Annotated in this window: 21 protein-coding genes and 4 tRNA genes; 2 read left to right on the top strand and 23 right to left on the bottom strand. The window is 61.4% G+C overall.

What is annotated here, in order from left to right; all coding sequences use genetic code 11:
• Positions 1–11 precede the first annotated feature (11 nt).
• The 15 genes from QMK52_RS16715 to leuC form a co-directional block, all read right to left on the bottom strand.
• Positions 12–1,223 carry an O-succinylhomoserine sulfhydrylase gene (locus QMK52_RS16715; RefSeq protein WP_005789748.1) on the bottom strand — a complete coding sequence of 404 codons (1,212 nt, stop codon included), beginning with the start codon at positions 1,221–1,223 and terminating at the stop codon, positions 12–14.
• Positions 1,224–1,288: 65 nt separating this feature from the next.
• Positions 1,289–2,794: an amidophosphoribosyltransferase gene (gene purF / locus QMK52_RS16710; protein WP_005789750.1), complete on the bottom strand. Its 1,506-nt coding sequence runs from the start codon at positions 2,792–2,794 to the stop codon at positions 1,289–1,291.
• Between the two features lie 41 nt (positions 2,795–2,835).
• Entirely contained in the window at positions 2,836–3,393 is a 558-nt protein-coding gene (locus tag QMK52_RS16705; RefSeq protein WP_005789751.1) for a CvpA family protein, read from the bottom strand.
• A gap of 249 nt (positions 3,394–3,642) precedes the next feature.
• A complete protein-coding gene (locus QMK52_RS16700) occupies positions 3,643–4,299 on the bottom strand; it encodes an SPOR domain-containing protein (protein WP_005789752.1) in 657 nt (218 codons plus the stop codon).
• The gene (folC, locus tag QMK52_RS16695) at positions 4,283–5,590 is read right to left on the bottom strand and encodes a bifunctional tetrahydrofolate synthase/dihydrofolate synthase (RefSeq protein ID WP_005789753.1); all 1,308 of its coding nucleotides are present in this window, start codon (positions 5,588–5,590) and stop codon (positions 4,283–4,285) included. Before folC ends, QMK52_RS16700 begins: the two co-directional genes overlap by 17 nt.
• Positions 5,587–6,507 carry an acetyl-CoA carboxylase, carboxyltransferase subunit beta gene (gene accD, locus QMK52_RS16690; protein ID WP_005789754.1) on the bottom strand — a complete coding sequence of 307 codons (921 nt, stop codon included), beginning with the start codon at positions 6,505–6,507 and terminating at the stop codon, positions 5,587–5,589. The genes folC and accD overlap by 4 nt, the downstream gene beginning before the upstream one ends.
• A gap of 244 nt (positions 6,508–6,751) precedes the next feature.
• Positions 6,752–7,384, bottom strand: coding sequence for a phosphoribosylanthranilate isomerase (locus QMK52_RS16685; RefSeq protein ID WP_005789755.1), 633 nt, complete (start codon positions 7,382–7,384; stop codon positions 6,752–6,754).
• 63 nt (positions 7,385–7,447) lie between these two features.
• Positions 7,448–8,272, bottom strand: a complete 825-nt coding sequence (gene truA, locus QMK52_RS16680) for a tRNA pseudouridine(38-40) synthase TruA (protein WP_005789756.1) — start codon at positions 8,270–8,272, stop codon at positions 7,448–7,450.
• A gap of 183 nt (positions 8,273–8,455) precedes the next feature.
• Positions 8,456–10,963: a FimV family protein gene (locus QMK52_RS16675; RefSeq protein WP_194438774.1), complete on the bottom strand. Its 2,508-nt coding sequence runs from the start codon at positions 10,961–10,963 to the stop codon at positions 8,456–8,458.
• A gap of 161 nt (positions 10,964–11,124) precedes the next feature.
• Positions 11,125–12,135, bottom strand: coding sequence for an aspartate-semialdehyde dehydrogenase (locus QMK52_RS16670; RefSeq protein WP_005789764.1), 1,011 nt, complete (start codon positions 12,133–12,135; stop codon positions 11,125–11,127).
• Positions 12,136–12,386: 251 nt separating this feature from the next.
• On the bottom strand, positions 12,387–13,499 hold the full coding sequence (gene asd / locus QMK52_RS16665) for an aspartate-semialdehyde dehydrogenase (protein WP_005789767.1): 1,113 nt from the start codon (positions 13,497–13,499) through the stop codon (positions 12,387–12,389).
• A gap of 64 nt (positions 13,500–13,563) precedes the next feature.
• A complete protein-coding gene (gene leuB / locus QMK52_RS16660) occupies positions 13,564–14,646 on the bottom strand; it encodes a 3-isopropylmalate dehydrogenase (protein ID WP_005789768.1) in 1,083 nt (360 codons plus the stop codon).
• Positions 14,643–15,464 carry a class I SAM-dependent methyltransferase gene (locus QMK52_RS16655; RefSeq protein ID WP_413817811.1) on the bottom strand — a complete coding sequence of 274 codons (822 nt, stop codon included), beginning with the start codon at positions 15,462–15,464 and terminating at the stop codon, positions 14,643–14,645. Before QMK52_RS16655 ends, leuB begins: the two co-directional genes overlap by 4 nt.
• A 144-nt stretch (positions 15,465–15,608) precedes the next feature.
• Positions 15,609–16,253 (bottom strand): 3-isopropylmalate dehydratase small subunit, encoded by a 645-nt coding sequence (gene leuD, locus QMK52_RS16650; RefSeq protein WP_005789771.1) that lies wholly within the window; start codon positions 16,251–16,253, stop codon positions 15,609–15,611.
• A gap of 10 nt (positions 16,254–16,263) precedes the next feature.
• Positions 16,264–17,682 carry a 3-isopropylmalate dehydratase large subunit gene (gene leuC / locus QMK52_RS16645; protein ID WP_005789773.1) on the bottom strand — a complete coding sequence of 473 codons (1,419 nt, stop codon included), beginning with the start codon at positions 17,680–17,682 and terminating at the stop codon, positions 16,264–16,266.
• A gap of 140 nt (positions 17,683–17,822) precedes the next feature.
• Here leuC and QMK52_RS16640 point away from each other — a divergent pair, with 140 nt between their 5' ends.
• Both QMK52_RS16640 and QMK52_RS16635 read left to right on the top strand, forming a co-directional pair.
• On the top strand, positions 17,823–18,713 hold the full coding sequence (locus QMK52_RS16640) for a LysR family transcriptional regulator (RefSeq protein WP_005789775.1): 891 nt from the start codon (positions 17,823–17,825) through the stop codon (positions 18,711–18,713).
• A 66-nt stretch (positions 18,714–18,779) separates the two neighbouring features.
• On the top strand, positions 18,780–22,100 hold the full coding sequence (locus QMK52_RS16635) for an EAL domain-containing protein (protein WP_005789776.1): 3,321 nt from the start codon (positions 18,780–18,782) through the stop codon (positions 22,098–22,100).
• Here QMK52_RS16635 and QMK52_RS16630 read toward each other — a convergent pair.
• The 8 genes from QMK52_RS16630 to gltX form a co-directional block, all read right to left on the bottom strand.
• A complete protein-coding gene (locus tag QMK52_RS16630; protein ID WP_005789777.1) occupies positions 22,039–23,019 on the bottom strand; it encodes a tRNA dihydrouridine synthase in 981 nt (326 codons plus the stop codon). The two genes, QMK52_RS16635 and QMK52_RS16630, sit on opposite strands and share 62 nt — an antisense overlap.
• 55 nt (positions 23,020–23,074) lie before the next feature.
• The gene (locus QMK52_RS16625; protein ID WP_005789778.1) at positions 23,075–23,509 is read right to left on the bottom strand and encodes an acyl-CoA thioesterase; all 435 of its coding nucleotides are present in this window, start codon (positions 23,507–23,509) and stop codon (positions 23,075–23,077) included.
• Between the two features lie 87 nt (positions 23,510–23,596).
• Positions 23,597–24,136: a TetR/AcrR family transcriptional regulator gene (locus QMK52_RS16620; protein WP_005789779.1), complete on the bottom strand. Its 540-nt coding sequence runs from the start codon at positions 24,134–24,136 to the stop codon at positions 23,597–23,599.
• Between the two features lie 182 nt (positions 24,137–24,318).
• A tRNA-Glu gene (locus QMK52_RS16615) sits at positions 24,319–24,394 on the bottom strand.
• Positions 24,395–24,474: 80 nt separating this feature from the next.
• Positions 24,475–24,550 (bottom strand) — tRNA-Ala (locus tag QMK52_RS16610).
• 50 nt (positions 24,551–24,600) lie between these two features.
• A tRNA-Glu gene (locus tag QMK52_RS16605) sits at positions 24,601–24,676 on the bottom strand.
• A gap of 79 nt (positions 24,677–24,755) precedes the next feature.
• A tRNA-Ala gene (locus QMK52_RS16600) sits at positions 24,756–24,831 on the bottom strand.
• Positions 24,832–24,978: 147 nt separating this feature from the next.
• A complete protein-coding gene (gene gltX / locus QMK52_RS16595; protein ID WP_005789780.1) occupies positions 24,979–26,460 on the bottom strand; it encodes a glutamate--tRNA ligase in 1,482 nt (493 codons plus the stop codon).
• Positions 26,461–26,476 lie beyond the last annotated feature (16 nt).

Raw genomic sequence — 26,476 nt, 5'->3', positions numbered from 1 at the left:
AGACCACTCGATCACAAGGCCGCCAACCCGCGGGCCAGGTCTGCCTGCAAGTCAGCGACATCTTCCAGGCCCACCGCGATGCGGATCAGGCTGTCACGGATACCGGCGGCTTCACGCTCCTGCGGCGCCAGGCGCCCGTGGGAGGTGGTGCTCGGGTGAGTGATGGTGGTCTTGCTGTCGCCCAGGTTGGCAGTGATGGAAATCAGGCGCGTCGCATCGATAAAGCGCCAGGCGCCGTCTTTGCCGCCCTTCACTTCGAAACTCACCACCGCACCAAAACCACGCTGCTGGCGCTGGGCCAAGGCGTGTTGCGGGTGGCTCTTGAGGCCAGCGTAGTGCACTTTCTCGATACCGTCCTGCTGCTCCAGCCACTCGGCCAGGGCCTGGGCGTTGGCGCAATGGGCTTTCATGCGCAGGCTGAGGGTTTCCAGCCCCTTGAGGAAGATCCAGGCATTGAACGGGCTCAGGGTCGGGCCGGCGGTACGCAGGAAGCCCACCACTTCCTTCATCTGCTCGCTGCGTCCAGCCACCACGCCGCCCATGCAACGGCCCTGGCCGTCGATGAACTTGGTTGCCGAATGCACCACGATGTCCGCACCCAGCTTCAGCGGTTGCTGCAAGGCCGGGGTGCAGAAGCAGTTATCCACCACCAGCATCGCACCCTTGGCGTGGGCGACTTCGGACAGCGCAGCAATGTCGACCAACTCGGCCAGCGGGTTCGACGGCGATTCGACGAACAGCAGCTTGGTATTGGCCTTGATCGCCGCATCCCAGCCGGACAAATCCGCCAGGGGCACGTAATCCACTTCGATACCGAAGCGCTTGAAGTACTTCTCGAACAGGCTGATGGTCGAGCCGAACACGCTGCGCGACACCAGCACATGGTCGCCAGCGCTGCACAGGCTCATCACCACCGCCAGGATGGCCGCCATGCCGGTCGCGGTCGCCACAGCCTGCTCAGCGCCCTCCAGGGCCGCGATACGCTCTTCGAACGCGCGCACGGTCGGGTTGGTGTAACGCGAGTACACGTTGCCCGGCACCTCACCGGAAAAACGCGCCGCAGCGTCGGCCGCCGTGCGGAACACGTAGCTTGAGGTGAAGAACATCGGGTCGCCGTGCTCACCTTCCGGGGTACGATGCTGGCCGGCGCGCACAGCCAGGGTATCGAAAGCTACGCCATCGAGGTCGCTGTCCAACCGACCGGCATCCCATTCCTGACTCATGCTGCGACTCCTTACTCAATACGTTATTTAAGATACAAAACCGGCCCCTCAGGGCCGGTGTCTACTCAGTTGTTGTACAGGTCGATGATCGCGCTGACCGCCTGGGTCTTGATCTTGGACGAGTCGTTACGCGCCTGCTCGATCTTGTTCAGGTAAGCCTCGTCGACATCTCCGGTCACGTACTTGCCGTCGAACACGGCACAGTCGAACTGCTCGATCTTGATCTTGCCCCCGCCAACCGCTTCGATCAGGTCCGGCAGGTCCTGGTAGATCAGCCAGTCGGCGCCGATCAGGTCGGCCACGTCCTGGGTCGAACGATTATGTGCAATCAGCTCGTGGGCGCTCGGCATGTCGATACCGTACACGTTCGGGTAACGCACCGCAGGCGCCGCAGAGCAGAAGTACACGTTCTTCGCACCGGCTTCGCGGGCCATCTGGATGATCTGCTTGCAGGTGGTGCCGCGTACGATGGAGTCGTCCACCAGCATCACGTTCTTGCCGCGAAACTCAAGCTCGATGGCGTTGAGCTTCTGACGCACCGATTTCTTGCGCGCAGCCTGGCCGGGCATGATGAACGTACGGCCGATGTAGCGGTTCTTGACGAAGCCTTCGCGGAACTTGACGCCCAGGTGGTTGGCCAGCTCCAGCGCAGCGGTACGGCTGGTGTCCGGAATCGGGATAACCACATCGATGTCGTGCTCAGGACGCTCGCGCAGGATCTTCTCGGCCAGCTTCTCGCCCATGCGCAGACGCGCCTTGTAGACCGACACACCGTCGATGATCGAGTCCGGACGCGCCAGGTAGACGTGTTCGAAGATGCACGGGGTCAGCGTCGGCGCAACGGCGCACTGGCGGGTATGCAGCTTGCCGTCTTCGGTGATGTAGACAGCCTCGCCCGGCGCCAGGTCGCGGATCAGGGTAAAGCCCAGTACATCCAGGGACACGCTTTCGGACGCGATCATGTACTCGACGCCTTCGTCGGTGTGACGCTGGCCGAACACGATCGGGCGGATGCCGTGGGGGTCGCGGAAACCGACGATGCCGTACCCGGTGATCATCGCCACCACGGCATAACCACCGACGCAACGGTTGTGCACGTCGATCACGGCAGCAAACACGTCTTCTTCGGTCGGCTGCAGCTTGCCGCGCTGGGCCAGTTCGTGGGCGAACACGTTGAGCAGCACTTCCGAGTCGGAACTGGTGTTGACGTGGCGCAGGTCAGATTCGTAGATCTCCTTGGCCAGCTGTTCAACGTTGGTCAGGTTACCGTTGTGCGCCAGGGTGATGCCGTAAGGCGAGTTGACGTAGAACGGTTGAGCTTCGGCCGAAGTCGAGCTACCGGCAGTCGGGTAACGCACATGGCCAATACCCATGTGCCCGACGAGGCGCTGCATGTGACGCTGATGGAACACGTCACGCACCAGGCCATTGTCCTTGCGCAGGAATAACCGGCCGTCGTGGCTGGTCACAATACCGGCAGCGTCCTGGCCGCGGTGCTGGAGGACGGTTAGCGCGTCATACAGCGCCTGATTGACGTTCGACTTACCGACGATACCGACGATGCCACACATGCGACGCAACCCCTACTTAATGAATCTTGACTGAACACAGCTTACTGAGGCGTTTGCGCCGGCAAGAGGTGTTCCTTGAACGGAAGATCAGCGGGTACGCTGATTCCGCTGGCCAGCCACTGACTGCTCCACCCCAATATGAGGTTCTTGGACCAATCTGCAACCAATAGAAATTTTGGCACGAGTACCGACTCCTGCCACCACGAATCCTGCTGTACCGGCCCCAGGCTCAACAGCCCGACCGCCACAACCACCAGCAACGCGCCACGCGCGGCACCGAAGGCCATGCCGAGAAATCGATCGGTCCCGGAGAGGCCGGTGACACGTATCAACTCGCCAATAAGATAATTGACCATTGCCCCCACCAGCAGCGTGGCGATGAACATGATGGCGCAGCCCGCGATGACGCGAGCCGAAGGTGTCTCTATGTACCCGGCCAGGTAGACCGACAGTGAACCACCGAACATCCAGGCTACGACTCCTGCGATGATCCAGGTCAGCAACGACAGTGCTTCTTTTACAAAGCCGCGGCTCAGACTGATCAAAGCGGAGATGGCGACGATTGCAACGATCGCCCAATCAACCCAGGTAAATGGCACAGTGCAGCCTACGTACGGATAAGGCGGCGCATTTTAGCAGAGCGCCGGGCTATCGGTAAGCGGTGATTGCGGCTGCTTTGCAAATCAATAGATTGGGCGGTGTGAACGCCATTTCAAGCCCACCATAAACCAATGTGGGAGGGGGCTTGCTCCCGATTGAAGTGTGTCAGTATCAGATGTACTGACTGACCCACCGCTATCGGGAGCAAGCCCCCTCCCACACTTAGATTGCGTTAATGCCTGCTTGAATCAGCCGCGCTCGGGCTGGAAACGCACCACAAACCCATTGAGGTTCTGCTGGCGGCCCAGCAAATCGCGCAGGCGATCCGCCTCGGCGCGCTCGATCAGCGGCCCGACAAACACCCGATTCTTGCCATCGGCACTGCGGATATAGGCGTTATAACCCTGGGCACGCAGCTTTTTCTGCAAGGCGTCGGCACTTTCGCGATTGGCCAGGCTGGCGAGCTGGATCGACCAACTGATCGGCAGGCCATTGGGATCAATGCGGCTCTGGCCCACATCCGGTTTACCCGGCGCAGCAGGCTGCGGCGCCACAGGCTTGGGCGTTGGCGCCGGTGCCGGCGGTTTGGCAGCGACAGCGGGTGCCGGCGCTGGCTTGACCACCGGCACACTTGGCTGCACCGGCATCGAAGGAGCCTGTTGCGTAGCGACCTCCTCCTCGACAGGTACAGGTTCTTCCGGCAACGCCTGAGGCTCGGGCACCACCACCGGCTCGACCTGAACCTGGGGCACCACCGGCGCCTGGGGCGCAGCGGGTGCTTCAACCACCACCTGGCGCTGCTCGTCCTGACGGGAAAACAGCATCGGCAGGAAGATGACTGCCAACGCCACCAACACCAGGGCTCCAACCATTCGCTGCTTGTATGCGCTATCCAGTAATGCCATGTGCAGCTTCCTCCGTGGAGCGCCGGGCCAGCCATTCGAGCGCCTCGGCAACACAATAAAATGATCCGAACAACAGGATCTCGTCCTCGGCCGTAGCCACCGCACACTGCGCCTCCAGGGCGGCAATGATGCTTGCATACGACGTCACGGGCGCGCCAAGGTTCTGCAAGGCGGTTTGCAGCTCAGCCGCCGGCCGGCTACGCGGTGTATCCAACGGCGCAACAGCCCAAGACTGAACACTGCCAAGCAACGGCGCAACCACGCCTTCCAGATCCTTGTCGGCCAACAGCCCGAACACCGCCAGGCGACGGCCGGCCGGTGGCGTGCGCGCCAGGCGCTGCGCCAAATAGTGAGCCGCATGGGGATTGTGACCCACATCCAACAACAGGTTCAGGCGCTTGCCTTGCCAGTCGAGCACCCGACGATCCAGGCGCCCCACCACTTTCGTCGCCCGCAGGGTTGCGCCGATCTGCTCGGCATCCCACGGCAGATCCAGCAGCAAATAGGCTTGCAGCGCGAGTGCAGCGTTTTCCATCGGCAGGTTCAGCAGCGGCAAATCAAGCAGCTCGACCACCTTGCCACGGGCATCACGCCCGCGCCATTGCCAATGGGTCGCACCGATGTCGAGATTGAATTCACGACCGCGCAGGTAGAACGGGCAATCCAGCTCGCGTACCTTGTCCAGCAAAGGTTGCGGCGGATCCAGGTCGCCACACAGCGCCGGCCTGCCCTGGCGGAAAATCCCGGCCTTTTCATAGGACACGGACTCGCGGGTATTGCCCAGGTAGTCGGCATGATCAACCCCGATGCTGGTGACCAGCGCCAGGTCGGCATCCACCACATTGACCGTATCCAGGCGCCCACCGAGGCCGACTTCCAGTACGACCACATCCAGTTGCGCACGCTCGAACAGCCAGAACGCCGCCAGGGTGCCCATCTCGAAATAGGTCAGGGAAATATCGCCACGCCCGGCATCCAGGGCAGCGAAGGCTGCGCACAACTGCTCGTCCGTGGCTTCGACGCCATTGAGCTGTACCCGCTCGTTGTAGCGCAGCAGGTGCGGCGAGCTGTACACACCGACCTTCAGGCCCTGGGCCTGCAACAGCGCCGCGACAAAGGCACAGGTGGAGCCCTTGCCATTGGTGCCGGTCACCGTGATCACACGCGGTGCCGGCTGGCCCAACCCGAGGCGGGCCGCTACCTGTTGCGAGCGCTCCAGGCCCATGTCGATGGCGGACGGATGCAACTGCTCAAGGTAGGCGAGCCATTCGCCCAGGGTACGTTGGGTCATAGGTTTGCAGGCACCGGCGGCACGACGATTGGCTCGACTTTAGGCGCGACGTACACAGGCGTCGGCAGGCCCATCATTTGCGCCAGCAGGTTACCCAGACGTGGACGCAGCTCGCCACGCGGGATGATCAGGTCAATAGCGCCGTGCTCCAGCAGGAACTCGCTGCGCTGGAAGCCTTCCGGCAGCTTCTCGCGCACGGTTTGCTCGATCACACGCGGGCCGGCAAAACCGATCAGCGCCTTGGGCTCGCCGACGATCACATCGCCGAGCATCGCCAGGCTGGCGGAAACGCCGCCGTAGACCGGGTCGGTCAGTACCGAGATGAACGGAATGCCTTCTTCGCGCAGACGCGCCAGTACCGCCGAGGTCTTGGCCATTTGCATCAGGGAAATCAGCGCTTCCTGCATACGCGCACCACCGGAGGCGGCGAAGCAGATCATCGGGCAACGGTTTTCCAGGGCGTAGTTGGCAGCACGCACAAAGCGCTCACCGACGATGGCGCCCATGGAACCGCCCATGAAGGAAAACTCGAAGGCCGAGACCACCACGGGCATGCCCAGCAGCTTGCCGCTGACCGAGATCAGCGCGTCCTTCTCGCCTGTCTGCTTCTGCGCACCGACCAGACGGTCCTTGTACTTCTTGCTGTCGCGGAACTTGAGACGGTCGACCGGCTCCAGGTCAGCGCCCAGTTCGTTGCGGCCATCGGCATCCAGGAAGATGTCGATGCGCGCGCGCGCGCCGATACGCATGTGGTGATTGCACTTGGGGCAAACATCCAGGGTCTTTTCCAGCTCCGGGCGGTACAGCACCGCGTCGCAGGACGGGCACTTGTGCCACAGACCTTCAGGAACCGAGCTTTTCTTCACCTCGGAACGCATGATCGAAGGGATCAGTTTGTCTACTAACCAGTTGCTCATGCTTTCTTTCTCCAGTACCGGTGGCTTGAACACAGCCCCGCGTATGCCCTTGAGCTAAATTCATATGTGGCGATGATGCCTGCGGGACGGGGTCAGACGTTGGACCTGCCATTTCCCGCCTGCATCCTCAGCCTTCCAGACAACCTGCCAGCGCAGGGTTGCCACTTCATTTCCGGGCCACCCACAGGCGGCGCCGGGCTGTTTTACACAGTGGTAGTTATGGACGGCGGCAGACTGCCAGCCGTCACATCCCGCCACTGCTGTTGCGCACGGCCTGCATGAATGCGCGAATCCTGTTGTGATCCTTGATGCCCTTGCCCTGCTCCACCCCACCGCTGACGTCCACGGCATACGGCCGCACCTGCTCGATGGCAGCCCCGACGTTCGCAGGGTTGAGCCCACCGGCCAGGATGATCGGCTTGCTCAACCCCTCGGGAATCAGCGACCAATCGAACGCCTCACCCGTACCACCCGGTACGCCTTCGACGTAGGTGTCGAGCAGGATCCCGCGAGCGCCGATATACGCGGCACACGCCGCGGCGATATCGTCGCCCGTCTTGACCCGCAACGCCTTGATGTACGGGCGCTGATAACTTTCACACTCATCAGGCGTTTCATCGCCATGGAACTGCAGCATGTCCAGCGGCACCGCATCCAGGGTTTCATTGAGTTCGCAGCGACTGGCGTTGACGAACAAGCCCACGGTGGTCACGAAAGGCGGCAGCGCCGCAATGATGGCCCGCGCCTGCAGCACATTCACCGCGCGCGGGCTTTTGGCATAAAACACCAGACCGATGGCATCGGCCCCTGCCTCTACTGCCGCCAGCGCGTCTTCTATGCGGGTAATCCCGCAAATCTTGCTGCGAACGGCTGACATGTCGTAGGAACCTCAGGGTTGGACCGAGAAAGTCCCGGATGTTAACAAAAGCTTTTCCGGGCGTCAGCCGCCAAGTTCACTGAAACCTGTGAGGAAGTGCGGCCCGATAAAGCGTTCCGGCAACTGGAACTCGTCGCGGTACTCCACATCCACCAAATACAGGCCAAACGGGTGCGCCGTGACGCCGCCCGTGCGACGGATGCGGCTTTCCAGCACTTCCCTGGCCCACTCAACCGGGCGCTCGCCCGTACCGATGGTCATCAGCACGCCGGCAATGTTGCGCACCATGTGATGCAGGAACGCCCCGGCGCGAATATCCAGCACGATCATCTTGCCGTGACGGGTGACTCGCAGGTGATGAACTTCCTTGATCGGCGACTTGGCCTGGCACTGGCCGGCGCGGAAGGCGCTGAAGTCATGCACGCCCACCAGGTGCTGCGCGGCCTCGGCCATACGCTCGGCGTCCAGCGGGCGGTGGTTCCAGGTAATTTCTTCATTGAGATGCGCGGGGCGGATCTGATCGTTGTAGATCACGTAACGGTAACGCCGGGCGATGGCCTTGAAGCGTGCATGAAAATGCGCCGGCATGACCTTGGCCCAGCTCACACTCACGTCGTGGGGCAAATTGATATTCGCCCCCATCACCCACGCCTTCATCGACCGCTCGGCCTGGGTGTCGAAGTGCACCACCTGGCCACACGCGTGTACGCCAGCGTCGGTACGCCCGGCACACATCAGCGACACCGGCGAGTCGGCCACTTTGGACAGGGCATTTTCGAGGGTTTCCTGCACCGTCAGCACGCCGGAGGCCTGACGCTGCCAGCCGCGATAGCGCGAGCCTTTGTATTCCACGCCCAGGGCGATGCGGTAAAAGCCGGCGGCCGCCATTTCGGCGGCCGCGTTATCTATATTTGCCAAGAACTGAGAGCCTGATGAGTTGCGCAAAGGCGGGCATTATAAAGGCGTCGGATGCCTGACGGGCGTTTTGTTATGGATCGATGCCAAACAAATGTGGGAGGGAGCAAGTCGAATCGTCGCACCGCCCCTCCCGCACTGTTATAGCGCCTGGCTTTAGATTCGGCCGAGCATTTCCTTGGCTTCGCCACGCTGGTCTTCGTTGCCTTCGACCAAGACTTCATCAAGGATGTCTTTAGCGCCATCGGCATCACCCATGTCGATGTAAGCCTGGGCCAGGTCGAGCTTGGTAGCGACTTCATCCGTGCCTGAGAGGAAATCGAAATCCGGTTCATCATCACCGCCCAGCGCGGCATCCTCGGCCGTGAAAGTCGGCTCGATCGGCGGGTGCTCCAGGCTCTGGGACAATCGGTCCAACTCGGCATTGACGTCGTCCAGTTCCGAGGCAAACGCATCGGGCTTGGCTGCCGGGGCCGTCGGCTCATCAGCCAGGGACAGGTCAAAGTCTTCCGGCAACTCGAATTCGTCCAGCGCGGCAGGTGTCAGGGTGGGCGGCTCGACAGGCGGCACGTCCTTCATCTGCTCCTCAAGTCCCGAGAGAAAGTCGTCATCGGATTTCGACGCTGGCGGATCCAGTTGCAGGTCCAGGTCAAAGTCCGAGAGATCCTGCGCATCGGCCTTGGCCTCAGTCTGTTGTTGCAGCAGCGCTTCAAAGGTTTGCTGGTCCCGGGCGATCTCGGCCGGCGAGGCAGCTTCCAGCTCATCCAGGCTAAGGTCAAAATCGTTGTCGAAGGTGTCCGCCGGCTCAGCCGCCGCCGGCTTGTCATCGAGCAAATCCTTGACGTACTGCGCATCGAGAGCCGCAGCAGCCACGGCGGCGCTGACGCCCGCTGCCAGCACGGCCATGGCCGGGAAGCGGCTCTTGAGCTGCTCGACCTGGGCGTGGTTCTCACCGTTGGCGACCAATTGGCGCTCCTGGGTGACGAAACCGTCCTTGTCGTTCTGCAGGCCGTAGACTTCCATCAGCTTCAAACGCAGGTCGCTGCGCTTGGGCTCATGTTTGATGGCTTGTTCAAGCACATCAGCCGCCTGGTTCAGGTGGCCGCGGTCGATATGGGACTGGGCCTGAGCCAATGCATCGCTGGAGTTCTCCTGGGCAACAGCGACGGCCAGGGGTGCGAGCACGGAAGCGACAGTCGGCACGACAACCGGCTCAGCCACCGGGGCAGGCGCTGGCGCGGCGCCCAGCTTGACGCTCGGCGGCGGCACTTCAAGGCCTTCAAAACTGTCAGGCGGCAGGTCCTGGTCAATATTGGGCGTGAACTCAGGCTCTTCGGCCAGCGCCCGCGCCATGCGCAGATGCTTTTCCTCTTCGCGGCGGGCATTGCGATGGCGCGCCCACAGCAACAGAAGCAGCAGCACCACCAGGATGCCTGCCCCGCCAATGATGCCGAGGATAATAGGGTTGGTCAGCAAGTCATTGAACTTGCCTTCGGTGGTAGCAGGTGCCGCGACCGGCTTGGGCGGTTCAGCGGCGGGTGCAGGGGTTGCAACGGGCGCCGCAGGCTCTGCTGCGGGCTCACCTGCCAGCTGCGCAGGGATTGCAGCCGTAGCCGGCTCACCGTTTTGCGCCTGCAAGCGAGCCAACTGGTCATTCTTCAACTGAATCAGCTTTTGCAACTTGTCCAACTGGCTTTGCAAGTCGGCGGCGCGGCTCTTCAGTTCTTCGTTATCGCGGCGGGTGGTGTCCAGCTCTTCCTGGGTCATCGCCAGCTTATCGCTCAACGCGCGGTTATCACCGGCCTTGCCCTTCGTGCCTTGCTTGGCGGCCTCGGCCGAGACCAGGCTCAAGTTGTCCTTGGCCTGGGTGCTCGTCGGCGCATTGCCGGCCTGGGTGCGCTTGGTCGCATCCAACTGCGCCTTGCCGGCCACTTGCCCCTTGGGGGTACGACGGCCCTGACGCCAGGCGGCGTTCTGCGCGCTGACTTCGGCGATCGCTTGAGGCTGCGCCAGCGCCGTACTTTGCGTGGCATCCGGCAGGCGCAGGACCTGGCCGGTTTTCAGGCGATTGATATTGCCATCGATAAAAGCGTCAGGGTTGAGCGCCTGGATCGCCAGCATCGTCTGCTGGACCGAGGCGCCGTTACGATTCTTCGCGGCGATTTCCCACAAGGTGTCGCGGGACGTGGTGGTGTGCTGGGCGGGCGTGCCGGCGGCAGGTGCGGCACTGGCCGGCGCGCCGGCAGTCGGTGCCGGCTGGTCGAACTTGGCCGGGTCGAGCAGCACGCTGTAGTCACGCATCAAACGGCCATTGGGCCATTGCACCTGCAGCAGGAAGCGCACATAGGAATCGGGCAGCGGCTTGCTGGAGGTCACGCGCACCACGCTGCGACCTTCGGGGTTGATCACCGGGGTGAACGTCAGGTCATCGAGAAACGCCTGGCGGTCAACGCCCGCATCCACAAAGGCCTGGGCAGAAGCCAGGCTCGGAGTGATCTCGGCCGCCGTGAGGCCACCCACATCACGCAATTCGATTTCCACCGACAGCGGCTGGTTCAACTTCGACTTGAGGGTCATCTCCCCAAGTTGCAGCGCCTGCGCCATACCGGAGGACAGCGCCGAGGCGGCCGCTATTGCTAACACCAGTTTGCGAACTTGAACCATAGCCTCATCCTTTGTCTGAACGCTCCCCGCCCTGCGAGAAGGTTGGTAACCGCTGCCATAAGGCATGGCGAGCCGATAGGTCACCGACGCGCTTGTGTTTCACTTGGGACCAAGCATAGCGCCTGGCTAGAATCAATCTACAAATTGCCGCCAAGTATCTTTTACACAAGGCCTTTTATCAACAACTGCGCCAGTTCCACAGCGTTCAGGGCCGAGCCCTTGCGTACGTTATCTGACGTCAACCACAGATTTAGTTCCGCGGGGTCGTCAACACCTGCACGTACGCGTCCTACGTAAACCACATCCTGGCCGACCGCATCGCCTACAGCCGTTGGGTAATCGCCCTCCTCAACCAGCTCGATACCCGGCGCAGCATCGAGTGCACGGTTGACTGCGGCCAGATCGACCGGCGCGGCCAATTGCAACGACACTGTCAGGCTATCGCCGAAAAACACCGGGGCTTGAACGCAGGTTGCGGAAATCTTTAGCAAAGGTGTTTCCAGCACGGCACGCAGCTCGTGTACGAGGCGTTTCTCCAGGGCTGTATGACCTTGGGCGTCTGGCGTACCGACTTGAGCCAGCAGGTTGAACGCCATTTGCCGGTCGAAGAACTTCGGTTCCAGTGGACGCACGTTCAATAACTCAGCGGTCTGCCGCGCCAACTCGCTGACGGCCTCCCGGCCCTGGGCAGAGACCGCCAGGTTGGCGGTGACATTCACGCGCTGGATATCCACCAAACCCCGCAACGGCGCGAGCACTACCGCCAGGTAGGTGGCAGACGGGCTTGGGCTGCCGAGCTGGAATGGTTTTTTCAAACCGTTCAACACCTGGGCGTTGGCCTGCGGCACCACTGGCGGCGCCTGTTCGGCAGGCAATGCGCCGGACAAGTCGATTACCGAACAGCCAGCGGCCGTGGCGCGCGAGGCGAAACTCAGAGTCACCGCCGGGCCTGCTGCGAAGAACGCCAACTGCGCCTTGCTGAAATCGAACTCGTCGACCTCTTTGACCCGCACGTTCTTGCCACGAAACGGCACCGAGGCCCCCGCCGAGTTGCTGCCCGCCAGCAAATACAGGGTGCCTACCGGGAAATCCAGCTCTTCGAGGATCTGCACCAGTGTTTCACCCACAGTGCCGGTGGCACCGATCACGGCGATTTCGAAGGTCTGGGTCATGGGGGCTGCCTCGGGCATTGCAGGGGGGAGCGGCACTTTACCGGGTGGCTGGGGGTGAGGCAATTAGCCTGGGCCTTGTGGTGTGGCTGATGGCGCTATTGAGAGCAAGCCCCTCCCACATTCGACCCAGCTCCAACCTTGAAATGGAGGGCAAGTGTGGGAGGGAGCTTGCTCCCGATAGCGCCCGACAGAACAATAAAAAACCCCGCGCCTGTCACCAGAGCGCGGGGTTCTTCAATGCAAGAAAGCGATCAACGCTCCAGCAAAATCCGCAACATGCGACGCAGCGGTTCAGCCGCGCCCCACAGCAGCTGGTCGCCGACGGTGAACGCACCGAGGAACTGGCTCCCCATGTTCAGCTTGCGCAAACGGCCCACCGGTACATTCAGGGTGCCGGTGACCTTGGTCGGGCTCAGCTCCTGCATGCTGATATCGCGGTTGTTCGGCACCAGCTTGACCCAAGGGTTGTGCTGGCTGATCAAGCCTTCGATATCAGCGATCGGCACGTCTTTGTTCAGCTTGATGGTCAACGCCTGGCTGTGGCAACGCATGGCGCCAATGCGCACGCAGATGCCGTCCACCGGAATCGGGTTCTTGAAGCGACCGAGGATCTTGTTGGTCTCGGCCTGGGCCTTCCACTCCTCGCGGCTCTGACCGTTGGGCAGTTCCTTGTCGATCCACGGGATCAAGCTACCAGCCAATGGCACGCCGAAGTTCTCGGTCGGGTAAGCGTCGCTGCGCATGGCTTCGGCTACACGACGGTCGATGTCGAGAATCGCGCTGGCCGGGTCTGCCAGTTGATCGGCGACAGCGGCATGGGTCGCGCCCATCTGCTTGATCAGCTCGCGCATGTTCTGCGCACCGGCACCAGAGGCAGCCTGATAGGTCATGGCACTCATCCACTCGACCAGGCCGGCTTCGAACAGGCCACCCAGCCCCATCAGCATCAGGCTGACGGTGCAGTTGCCGCCCACGTAGTTCTTGGTGCCGGCATCCAGTTGCTGGTCGATGACCTTACGGTTGACCGGATCAAGGATGATCACCGCGTCATCCTGCATACGCAGGCTGGAAGCGGCGTCGATCCAGTAACCCTGCCAGCCGGCTTCGCGCAGCTTGGGGAAGACTTCGCTGGTGTAGTCGCCACCCTGGCACGTCAGGATCACGTCGAGGGTCTTCAACTCTTCAATGCTGTAGGCGTCCTTGAGCGGGGCAATATCCTTGCCCACGGACGGCCCTTGGCCACCTACGTTCGAAGTGGTGAAAAACACCGGCTCAATAAGATCGAAATCCTGCTCTTCCAGCATCCGCTGCATGAGCACGGAACCGACCATACCGCGCCAACCGATCAGACCTACACGTTTCATCGCAACTACACCTTGTTAAAAAGTGGGCCGCCTTGCAGCAACAACTGCAAGCGGGCCCGAGAGATTACAGATTCCGCAGCGCGGCGACTACTGCGTCGCCCATTTCTTGCGTTCCGACCTTGGTGCAGCCCTGGGACCAGATGTCCCCGGTGCGCAAGCCCTGGTCCAGTACCAGGCTGACGGCTTTCTCGATCGCGTCGGCCGCTTCACTCAGGTTGAAGGTGTAACGCAGCATCATCGACACCGACAAAATGGTCGCCAGCGGGTTGGCAATGCCCTGGCCTGCGATGTCCGGCGCCGAACCGTGACACGGCTCGTACATGCCCTTGTTGTGGGTGTCCAGGGACGCCGACGGCAACATGCCGATCGAACCTGTGAGCATCGACGCCTGGTCGGACAGGATGTCGCCGAACAGGTTGTCGGTGACGATCACGTCGAACTGCTTGGGCGCACGCACCAGCTGCATCGCGGCGTTGTCGACGTACATGTGGCTCAGTTCGACGTCCGGGTAGTCCTTGGCCACTTCCTCAACGATTTCGCGCCACAGTTGGCTGGAGGCCAGCACGTTGGCTTTATCCACCGAGCACACCTTTTTGCCACGCACACGGGCCATATCGAAACCGACCCGGGCGATACGGCGGATTTCGCTCTCGCTGTACGGCAGCGTGTCGTAGGCCTGGCGCTCGCCATTTTCCAACTCGCGCACGCCCCGTGGCGAACCGAAATAGATACCGCCGGTCAGCTCACGCACGATCAGGATATCCAGGCCCGCCACCACTTCCGGCTTGAGGCTTGAGGCATCGGCGAGTTGCGGGTAGAGGATTGCCGGGCGCAGGTTGCCGAACAGGCCCAGTTGCGCGCGGATTTTCAACAGGCCGCGCTCCGGGCGGATGTCACGCTCGATCTTGTCCCACTTCGGGCCACCCACCGCGCCGAGCAACACGGCGTCGGCCGCACGGGCGCGGTCCAGGGTTTCGTCGGCCAGGGGCACGCCGTGCTTGTCGATGGCCGCGCCGCCGATCACGTCGTGGCTCAGCTCGAAGCCCAGACTGTACTTGGCGTTGGCAAGCTCCAGCACCTTGACCGCTTCGGCCATGATTTCCGGACCAATACCGTCGCCAGGGAGAATCAGAATCTGCTTGCTCATGGGTTCCTCATTTCATCAGGCGACCCGCCCGTGGGCAGGTCGGGAAAAATCAATAAGCGTTGGGCAAAGACCACCAGCACGTCGGTGCTGAAGGTGCCGTCGGCCTGAATTTCGTAATAATCGCGCACTTCCTGGCCCATCGCCTTTTGCAGCTCAAGGATTGCCGCACGCAGCACCTCTGGCGTGCGCATGCGCTCGACCCACGAGGTGTATTCCAGGCGCAGGCGCTGACGCAGGCTGTTACGCACATGCAGGCCAGACTCGCTGAGTTGCTGCATCCACTCGGCGGCGGCGTAATCTCGCACGTGGCTGGTGTCGCGCAGCACTTCGACGGTTTGCAGGTAAGTGTCCAGCAATGGGCTACCCGGTGACAAGACATCCACAAACGCCGCCACCCCGCCTGGCTTGAGCACGCGGCGCACTTCCCGCAGGGCCAGGCCCAGGTCACTCCAGTGGTGGGCCGAATAACGGCTGAACACGAAGTCGAACTCGCCATCGGCGAACGGCAGACGCTCGGCGGCGCCGTGGACGGTGCGGATATTGTCCAGGCCGCGATCTTTCGCGGCGGCGGTGACCACGTCGAGCATCTGCCGAGACAGGTCGTAGGCCACCACTTCGTTAACCAGAGGCGCCACCTGGAAACTCACATGACCCGCCCCACAGCCCAGGTCCAGCAGCCGTGCAGCGCCCTGCCCGGCCAGCTCGGCCTGCAGCAGTGCGAATTCGCTGCCCTGGGCGTGCACGGCACTGCTCAGGTAGGCCGAGGCTTGCTCGCCGAATTGCTTTTGCACGACTTGGGTATGGGCAGTGGTGGTCATGGTGGCTTTCCTTGGGGTTTGTGGTGGTTGCACTGGCGCTATCGCAGGCAAGCCAGCTCCCACAGTTGACCGAGGTGTTCAGGCGAACATCGATCCATGTGGGAGCGGGCTTGCCCGCGATGGGGCCCGCACGGTTACCGCAAATCAGGCATCGCGAAACAACCAAGGCTGGCTCGCCCGGTGCCTGGCTTCAAACGCGGCAATCGCATCGCCGTCCTGCAAGGTCAGGCCGATATCGTCCAGGCCGTTGATCAGGCAGTGCTTGCGAAACGCATCCACTTCAAAGTGATACACCTTGCCGTCCGGACGGGTGACGGTCTGCGCGGCCAGGTCCACGGTCAGCTGATAGCCCACATTCGCTTCCACTTGCTGGAACAGCTCATCCACTTCGGCATCGCTCAAGATGATCGGCAACAGGCCGTTCTTGAAGCTGTTGTTGAAGAAGATGTCGGCATAGCTGGGCGCGATGATGCTGCGAAAGCCGTACTCTTCCAGGGCCCACGGCGCGTGTTCACGGCTGGAGCCGCAACCGAAGTTTTCCCGGGCCAGCAACACACTGGCGCCCTGGTAGCGCTCGGCATTGAGCACAAAGTCTTTGTTCAGCGGGCGCTTGGAGTTGTCCTGGTAGGCGTAGCCCACGTCCAGATAGCGCCACTCATCGAACAGGTTGGGGCCAAAACCGGTGCGCTTGATCGACTTCAAGAACTGCTTGGGGATGATCTGGTCAGTGTCCACGTTGGCACGGTCCAACGGCGCTACAAGACCTGTGTGCTGGGTAAAAGCTCTCATCGGGTATTCCTCAGATCAATTCGCGAACGTCGATGAAACGACCGTTGACGGCAGCGGCGGCGGCCATGGCCGGGCTGACCAGGTGGGTGCGGCCACCGGCGCCCTGACGCCCTTCAAAGTTACGGTTGGAGGTGGACGCGCAATGCTCGCCCGACTCCAAACGATCCGGGTTCATCGCAAGGCACATCGAACAGCCTGGTTCACGCCATTCAAAACCGGCTTCGAGGAAGATCTTGTCCAGGCCTTCAGCTTCGGCTTGCGCCTTCACCAGGCCCGAACCTGGTACCACAATGGCTTGCTTGATGGTCGAGGCAACCTTGCGGCCCTTGGCGATCACCGCCGCGGCGCGCAGGTCTTCGATCCGCGAGTTGGTGCAGGAGCCGATGAACACGCGATCCAACTGGATGTCGGTGATCGCCTGGTTGGCTTTCAAGCCCATGTACTTCAGGGCGCGCTCGATGGAGCCGCGCTTGACCAGGTCGGCCTCTTTGGCCGGGTCCGGTACGTTCTGGTCAACGGCCAGGACCATTTCCGGCGAAGTGCCCCAGCTGACTTGCGGCTTGATCTGCGCAGCGTCGAGTTCGACCACGGTGTCAAACACCGCATCGGCGTCAGACACCAGGTCTTTCCAGGCTTCGACGGCGGCGTCCCAATCGGCGCCTTGCGGGGCAAACGGGCGACCTTTGACGTACTCCACGGTTTTCTCATCCGCCGCCACCATGCCCACACGGGCACCGGCTTCGATGGACATGTTGCAGATGGTCATGCGGCCTTCGATGGACAAGTCACGAATGGCGCTGCCGGCGAATTCGATGGCATGGCCGTTACCGCCGGCGGTGCCGATCTTGCCGATCACGGCGAGCACGATGTCTTTGGCGGTCACGCCAAACGGCAATTGGCCTTCGACGCGTACCAGCATGTTCTTCATTTTCTTGGCGACCAGGCACTGGGTGGCGAACACATGTTCCACCTCGGAGGTGCCGATGCCGTGGGCCAGGGCGCCGAACGCGCCGTGGGTGGAGGTGTGGGAGTCGCCGCAGACCACGGTCATGCCCGGCAAGGTCGCCCCCTGCTCCGGGCCGATCACATGGACGATGCCCTGGCGCACGTCATTCATCTTGAATTCGGTGATGCCGTATTCGTCGCAATAGTCGTCGAGGGTTTGCACCTGCAGACGCGAAACCTGATCGGCAATGGCTTCGATACCGCCCTTGCGCTCAGGCGTGGTCGGCACGTTGTGGTCCGGCGTGGCGATGATGGAGTCGACGCGCCATGGCTTGCGCCCGGCCAGTCGCAGGCCTTCGAACGCTTGGGGCGAGGTCACTTCATGGATGATGTGACGGTCGATATAGATCAGCGACGATCCATCATCGCGACGTTTCACTTCATGGGAATCCCAAAGCTTGTCGTAAAGCGTTTTGCCGGCCATCAGTCGGTCCTCATCAGCGGTGTTTCTATACGCCGGGCTTTTCAATAACCCTTTGGCTTGTGAGGCTGATGGTATGGCGCTACATTAAATAACTCAAATTCATATTTTTTATGCTTTGGATTACCAACTGGAATAGCACCATGGATCTGGCCAACCTCAACGCTTTTATCGCCATCGCCGAGACCGGCAGCTTCTCGGGGGCCGGCGAACGCCTGCACCTGACGCAGCCCGCCATCAGCAAACGCATCGCGGGCCTGGAGCAGCAATTGAAGGTGCGTTTGTTTGATCGCTTGGGCCGTGAAGTCGGCTTGACCGAAGCCGGCCGGGCCTTGCTGCCGCGCGCTTATCAAATCCTCAACGTGCTGGACGACACCCGCCGCGCCCTGACCAACCTTACAGGGGAAGTCAGCGGGCGCCTCACTCTGGCCACCAGCCACCATATAGGCCTGCACCGCCTGCCACCGATCCTGCGCACCTTCACACGGCAATACCCAAACGTGGCACTGGATATTCAGTTTTTGGATTCAGAAGTGGCCTACGAAGAAATACTCCATGGTCGCGCCGAAGTGGCGGTAATCACCCTGGCGCCCGAGCCCCACCATCTGGTGCGCGCCTCGCCGGTATGGGATGACCCGCTGGACTTTGTGGTAGCGCCGGAACACAGCCTGATCAGCAACGGTTCCATCAGCCTGGCCGATATCGCCAGGCACCCGGCGGTGTTTCCCGGCGGCAACACCTTTACGCACCATATTGTCAGCCGCCTGTTCGAAGCCCAGGGACTTGCGCCAAATATTGCGATGAGCACCAACTACCTGGAAACCATCAAGATGATGGTGTCCATCGGCCTGGCCTGGAGCGTGTTGCCGCGCACCATGCTCGATGATCAAGTGGCAAGTATCGCTTTGCCGGGCATACAACTCAGTCGCCAGCTAGGCTATATCGTGCATACAGAAAGGACGCTATCGAACGCTGCGCGGGCTTTCATGAGCCTGCTGGATGCACAGGTCGATCTGCCAGGGTTACCGGCATGACACTGTGCGGCCTCGGGTTTCAAGGAAAACCGCGCTGTCTTCTCACCGAGCCAAGGCCCATTGACAATGCGCAACCCCGGCGACCCCGTACCTCCCCTGCCCCGCATCTACGCCCTGGACCCCCAAGCGGCGGAGCAAAGCTGGGACAGTGCCCCGCAATTGCTGGCAGCCCTGAATGCCGCCCGGCTGGGCGCCTGGTGCTGGGAAATCGACACGGGAAGAATCAGTTGGTCACGGGGTACTCAAGCGTTATTCGGCTTTGACCCGCATCAACCCTTGCCCAAGGACCTCGACTACCTTGACTTGCTGGCCCCGCAAGACAGCGCACGGGTGGTGCGTGGTTTTCACGCGGTCCTGGCAGGAGAGCCGTTCGAACGTGCCATGCACCATCGCATCCAGTGGCCCGATGGCAGCCTGCACTGGCTGGAAATCAGCGGCAGCCTCGCGCCGGAAAAAGCCGGACGGCGCCGCATGATCGGAGTGATCCGCGAGATCACCCATCAGCGCGACCGCGAACACGCCCTCAGCCACTCCGAAAAGCGCTTCGCCACATTGTTCCATTTATGCCCGAACATGGTGCTACTGACCCGCCAGGCCGATGGCTTGATCAGCGAAGCCAACCAGTATTTCGAAATGCTGTTCGGCTGGCCGGTGGCCGATGCCATCGGCCGTACTACCCTGGAACTGGGCCTGTGGCGCCATCCGGAGCAGCGTGCACTGCTGGTCAAGGCCACTCAGCGCAAAGGCGAGCCCATCACCATGGAGGTGCAGTTCTGCGCCAGCAACGGCCAGATCCACGACGGCACCCTCAGCGCCCAGAAGGTGGAACTGGACGGTGAGGCTTACCTGATCAGCACGTTCCTGGACACCACCGAGCGCAAAAATGCCGAGCAAGCGCTCAAGGACAGCCAGGAACGCCTCGACCTGGCCCTGGATTCCGCGCAACTGGGCACCTGGGATTGGCACATCCCCAGCGGCATGCTCTACGGCTCGGCCCGCGCCGCCCAACTGCACGGGCTCGAACCGGCGCCCTTTCATGAATCCTTCGATGCGTTTTTCGAAGGGATGTCCGACCAGGATCGCGAGGGCATGCGCAATGCCTACCGCAGCTTGCGTGAAGGCCCGGACGGCAACTACCAATTGACCTACCGCGTGCAGTTGGAGGACGGCAGCCCACGCTATCTGGAAAGCCGTGCGCGCCTGTACCGCGACGAAGCAGGCAAACCCCTGCGCATGGCGGGCACCTTGCTGGATATCACCGACCAGGTCGAACGCGAACAACGCCTCACCGCCTCCGAGGAAAAATTTGCCAGCTTGTTCCAGGCCAGCCCCGACCCGATCTGCGTGACCTGCCTGGAGAGCGGCGCGTTTATCGAGATCAACCCGGCGTTTACCCAGACCTTTGGCTGGACAGCCGCCGAAGTACTGGACAAAAGCGCCGAACAAATCGGCCTGTGGGACGACTCCAGCAAGCGCCTGCAACGCATCGAGCAGGTGATTCGCGAACAGGCCCTGAGTAATGTGGCCATCGTGGTGCATCACAAGGACGGCCAAAGCCTGACCTGCGTCATTTCCAGCCGCTTGATCAAGGTCAGCGACCAGCCCTGTATCGTCACCACTCTTCGGGACATCACCCAGCAGCAACGCTCGGAAGCCGCCCTCAAGGCCAGTGAAGAGAAGTTCGCCAAGGCGTTTCACTCCAGCCCTGACGCGATTTCCATCACCGAACGCGACACCGGCCGTTATGTGGAGGTCAATGACGGTTTTTGCCGCCTGACCGGTTACCGCACCGAAGAAGCCATCGGCCTGACCCTGTACCAGATCGGTATCTGGGCCGATGAAAACCAGCGCGCGGCATTATTGGCCGAGTTGCAGATCAAGGGCCGCATCCATCATCTGGAAATGCTCTGGCACAACAAACGAGGCGAGGTGCTGGCGGTGGAGGTCTCGGTCGAGCCGATCACCCTGAATGAAACCCCCTGCCTGCTGCTGACCGCACGAGACGTCAGCCTGCTGAAAAACGCCCAGGCGCAGATCCGCCACCTGGCCTATCACGACCCGCTCACCAACCTGCCCAATCGCGCACTGCTGATGGACCGCCTGAGCCAGCAGATCGCCCTGCTCAAGCGCCACAACCTGCGCGGCGCCCTGCTGTTCCTCGACCTCGACCACTTCAAGCACATCAACGATTCCCTCGGCCACCCGGTGGGCGATACCGTGTTGAAAATCGTCACCGCACGCCTGGAAGCCAGCGTGCGCATGGAGGACACCGTGGCACGCCTGGGCGGCGATGAGTTTGTGGTGCTGCTCAGCGGTCTTGAGGGCAAGCGCCAGGAGGTCAGCGACCAGGTGCAAAGCCTGGCCGATACATTGCGCGAGTTGCTGTCGGAGCCGATGTTCCTTGACGGCCATCGTTTGCAGGTCACGCCCAGCATCGGCGTAGCGCTGATTCCCGACCACGGCACCACGCCAGCCGATTTGCTCAAGCGTGCCGACATCGCCCTGTATCGCGCCAAGGATTCAGGGCGTAATACCACACAAATGTTCCACAACAGCATGCAAAAAACCGCCAGCGAGCGACTGCGCATGGAGACCGATCTGCGCCTGGCCTTGTCACGCGGCGAGTTCAGCGTGCATTACCAGCCCCAGGTGGATGCGCGTGGCAACCGGATTGTGGGGGCCGAGGCCCTGGTGCGCTGGCAACATCCGCAACTGGGCGCGCAGTCGCCGACGGAATTTATCAAGGTATTGGAAGACAGCGGCCTGATCCTGGAAGTCGGTACCTGGATTCTCGATGAAGCCTGCGGCGCCTTTGCCCAGTTGATTGCCGACGGCCTGGTAGACCCGCTCAATTTCAGCCTGTGCGTGAATATCAGCCCGCGGCAGTTTCGCCAAAACGACTTTGTGGAACGGGTAGAACACAGCCTCAAGCAGCATCAACTGCCCTCCAGCCTGCTGAAACTGGAGATCACCGAAGGCATCGTGATCCAGAACCTGGACGATACCGTGGCGAAGATGCGTCGCCTGAAAAAGCTCGGCGTGAGCTTCGCAATGGATGACTTCGGCACCGGCTACTCATCCCTGACCTACCTCAAGCGCCTGCCGGTGGATGCATTGAAAATCGATCAGTCATTCGTACGCGATGCCACCCACGACCCTAATGACGCGGAGATCATCCGCGCCATCGTAGCCATGGCGCGCAGCTTGAACCTGGACGTGATCGCCGAGGGCGTGGAAACCCCGGAGCAACTGGCGTTCCTGCAAAAGCTGGGCTGCCATTTATTCCAGGGTTATCTGCACAGCCGTCCGTTGCCGATAGAAGGCTTCAGGCGGTTGCTGGAACAGGGTCGAGCGGGACCGGATGCTGCATGCCCAGCAGACGGCTGACACATTGCAGGTCGGTCTCGCGGCGCAGCGCGGTGAACAGCTCCACTGCCTGCGGGTAGTTGCGCGTCAGCATCGCCAGCCATTGCTTCAAGCGGCCGGGTGCCTGTTTTTCAGTCAGTTGCGCCACCGACTGGCGCCAGAACTCCTGAAGCATCGGCTGCATCTGCGCCCAGGTCATCTCGACCACTTCCTCACCGGCCTTGGCCGCCACAATCTGCCTTGCCAGGTCAGGACGCGCCACCAGGCCACGGCCGAGCATGATGTCTTCGGCGCCACTGATTTCACGGCAACGCTTCCAATCTTCGACGCTCCAGATATCACCATTGGCAAATACTGGCACCTTGACCACGTCCTGCACCCGCGGGATCCACTCCCAGTGGGCCGGCGGCTTGTAGCCATCGGCTTTGGTGCGCGCGTGGACGACGATATGTGCAGCACCGCCCTCGGCCAACGCGGTGGCGCATACCAGCGCGCCATCCGGGCTATCGAAGCCCAGGCGCATCTTGGCGGTCACGGGAATGTGGGCGGGCACGGCACGGCGCACGTGCTCGACGATCTGGTTGAGCAGCTCCGGCTCCTTGAGCAGCACCGCGCCACCCCGGGACTTGTTGACGGTCTTGGCCGGGCAACCAAAGTTCAGGTCGATCACCTCAGACCCCAGCTCGCAGGCCAGGGCAGCGTTTTCGGCCAGGCACACCGGGTCGGAGCCGAGCAGTTGCACACGCAGCGGCACACCCGCTGCGGTATGGGCACCGTGCAGCAGTTCCGGAGCGAGCTTGTGGAAATAGGCCGGGGTGAGCAGGCGGTCGTTGACACGGATGAACTCGGTCACGCACCAATCGATACCGCCCACGTGGGTCAACACGTCCCGCAGGATGTTGTCGACCAACCCCTCCATGGGCGCCAAAGCAATTTGCATGGAAAACACTCAACAAAAATCGTGGCGCAGTTTACTGGGTTTCCGGCGGCGACCGTTAACCCCCTGTCAGGGCGGGACCGTAACCTTCAATAAACTCGGCAGGCATGCGCTTGGGTTTGCCGCTGGACAACTCGATGCACACAAAGGTGGTTTGTGCGCGCAGCAGCGTCGCGCCGTCGCGGGGGCGTACCAGTTGGAAACGACGGGTCATCTTCAGGCGCTGATCCCAGTCGACGATCCAGGTGGCCAGTTGCAACTCATCGCCCTCATAGCCTGCCGCCAGGTAATCGATCTCATGGCGTACCACCGCCATGGCGCGATCCAGGCGACGGTATTCCGTGAGGTCCAGCCCCAGGCGCTGGGAATGGCGCCAGGCGCAACGCTCCAGCCAGGACACGTACACCGCGTTGTTGGCGTGCCCCAGGCCGTCGATGTCTTCAGGCGCAACCTGCAGATCGATGATAAACGGCGTTGCCAAATCCCAGCCCATGCCTTGCTCCAGTCGATTGATGTCGGCGGGGCAGTGTATCAGGCGGTTTGCCGCTGCTGTAGACGGCGACAGTCGAGGCGCGCCTCTTCAGCGCACCGCCGACTTGGCCGCACGGATTACACGGTCCGACAACTCACCAGGCCCCAGTGCGCGAGCCAGCGTCAGGCCACCCACCATCAAGGCCATGTCCGCCAGTGCCTTGTCGATGTCTTCAGGGCTGTCGGCCAGCTGCGCAGTCATCAGTTCCACGTGCTCGCTCAAGACCTCGCGAAATGCGTCGGGCAAGCGACCCATCTCGCCAACTGTGGCCGGCAAGGGGCAGGCCTGGGAGGTTGAATCACGATGCTTGCGTGACAGATAGAAGGCCGCCACCAGCGCACGACGCTCTTCGCCGGTGAGTTGCGTGTCCAGATCGTCGATAGAGGCCCGGCGCTGCGCCAGCAACTGGCTGAACGCCTCCAGCATCAACGCGTCCTTGCTTTCAAAGTGCGCGTAGAAACCACCGACGGTCAGCCCTGCCGCCCCCATGACCTCCCCCACACTCGGCTCAGCCGGGCCGCGCTGGATCAATGCCGCGCTGGCAGCCTGCAAAATACGTTCGCGGGTTTGCGCTTTTTTATCGCTCATCAAGGCCTCCGTCTTTCATGGGTTGGATATTATTACCATAATAATATTGCGCAAGCGAAAGGTACGACCGCCGGTCAGAACAAAAAAATGGAATCAATCGAGAAAATGGCCAAACGCCAGACAAACAAAAGGGCCATTCAATAATTGAATGACCCTTAAAAATCCCGCAAAGCGGGTAATCGTGGCGTCCCCTAGGGGACTCGAACCCCTGTTACCGCCGTGAAAGGGCGGTGTCCTAGGCCACTAGACGAAGGGGACACAAACCTTCTATACACTGATCAGCGCTGAGAACTGATCGATTCAAGGACGGTGTGGCCGGAACCTTGAACCTGTAAAATTGGTGGAGCTAAACGGGATCGAACCGTTGACCTCTTGCATGCCATGCAAGCGCTCTCCCAGCTGAGCTATAGCCCCGGATTTTTCGTCTCGCGACGCAGCAGACCTTTCGAGCTGCTTGTTGAAACTGGCGTCCCCTAGGGGACTCGAACCCCTGTTACCGCCGTGAAAGGGCGGTGTCCTAGGCCACTAGACGAAGGGGACAAAACCTTCTGTACATCTGATCAGAGCTGAGACCTGATCAATTCAAGGACGGTGTGGCCGGAACCTTGAACCTGTAAATTGGTGGAGCTAAACGGGATCGAACCGTTGACCTCTTGCATGCCATGCAAGCGCTCTCCCAGCTGAGCTATAGCCCCTCATCGGTGAGGACGGGGCGAATCTTAATGGCGGTTTGGAAACGTGTCAAATTTATTTTCAACAATTTTCAAAATTTTTTGCCGGGATAACAATCACTTACCGACGAAACCCCGGAAAACCGGGGTTTCGTCACTGCAACGGCCTGCTTAAGCGATGGCGCCCAGCAGCTTTTCCCATTCCTTATTTTCTTTCTTCGACACACCACCAAGCAAATCAAGGGCTTGGCGCAGGCGGAAACGGGTCAGGTCCGGGCCGAGGATTTCCATCGCATCGAGCACCGACACCGAACTCGCTTGCCCGGTGATCGCGGCAAACATCAGCGGCATGGCATCGCGCAGTTTCAGCTCAAGGGATTCCACTACCGCCTGGATCGTGGCCGTGATCGCATCTTTTTCCCACTGGCGCAGGCTTTCGAGCTTCCACAGGATCAACTGCATCAGTTGGCGAACCTGGTCGCCGGAGAGCTTTTTGGATTCAAACAGCTTGGCATCCGGATTCACGCCGCCGGCAAAGAAGAAACTGGCCAAGGGTGCGACCTGGCTGAATGTCTCTACCCTGCCCTGCACCAACGGCGCAATCTTCATCATGTACTCGGGGTTCAACGCCCATTGCTGCACGCGGCTGGCAAACTCTTCCACGGGCAAGTCACGCAGCCACTGGCCGTTGAGCCACGACAGCTTCTCGATATCGAAGATCGGCCCGCCGAGGGAGACACGGGACAGGTCGAAGTTGTCGACCATTTCCTGCAACGAGAATTTCTCCCGCTCGTCCGGCATCGACCAGCCCATGCGGCCCAGGTAGTTGAGCATCGCCTCAGGCATAAAGCCCATGCGCTCGTAGAACGTTACCGACGTTGGGTTCTTGCGCTTGGACAGCTTGCTCTTGTCCGGGTTACGCAGCAGCGGCATGTAGCACAGCTGCGGTTGCTCCCAGCCGAAGTATTCGTACAGCAGGATCAGTTTCGGCGCCGATGGCAGCCACTCTTCACCGCGCAGCACATGGGTGATGCCCATCAGATGGTCGTCGACCACGTTGGCCAGGAAGTACGTCGGCAAGCCGTCGGTCTTCATCAACACTTGCATGTCCATGCGGTCCCACGGGATTTCGACGTCACCGCGCAGCATGTCCGGCACCACGCACACGCCTTCGCTCGGCACTTTCATGCGGATAACGTGGGGTTCGCCAGCCGCCAGGCGTGCGGCCACTTCTTCCTTGGACAGCAGCAGCGCCCGGCCATCGTAGCGCGGGGTCTCGCCACGGGCCTGTTGCTCGGCGCGCATCTGGTCCAGCTCTTCGGCGGTGCAGAAGCACGGGAAGGCGTGGCCCATGTCGACCAGTTGCTGGGTGTATTGCTTGTAGATGTCGCTGCGCTCGCTCTGGCGATACGGGCCATGCGGGCCGCCGACGTCCGGACCTTCAGCCCAGGTAATGCCCAGCCAGCGCAAGGCATCGAAAATCTGCTGTTCCGACTCACGGGTGGAGCGCAGTTGATCGGTATCTTCGATCCGCAGGATGAATTCGCCACCATGCTGCTTGGCAAAGCAGTAGTTGAACAAGGCGATGTAAGCAGTACCGACGTGGGGATCCCCAGTAGGCGATGGCGCAATGCGCGTGCGGACGGTGGTCATGGCAGGTCTCGAATGG

Origin of the sequence: Pseudomonas sp. P9_2 (assembly GCF_034008255.1) — a bacterium.
Classification (GTDB): Bacteria; Pseudomonadota; Gammaproteobacteria; order Pseudomonadales; family Pseudomonadaceae; genus Aquipseudomonas; species Aquipseudomonas synxantha_A.
Note: the sequence above shows the minus strand (reverse complement) of the source record. Positions and strands in the feature narration are given on the sequence as shown.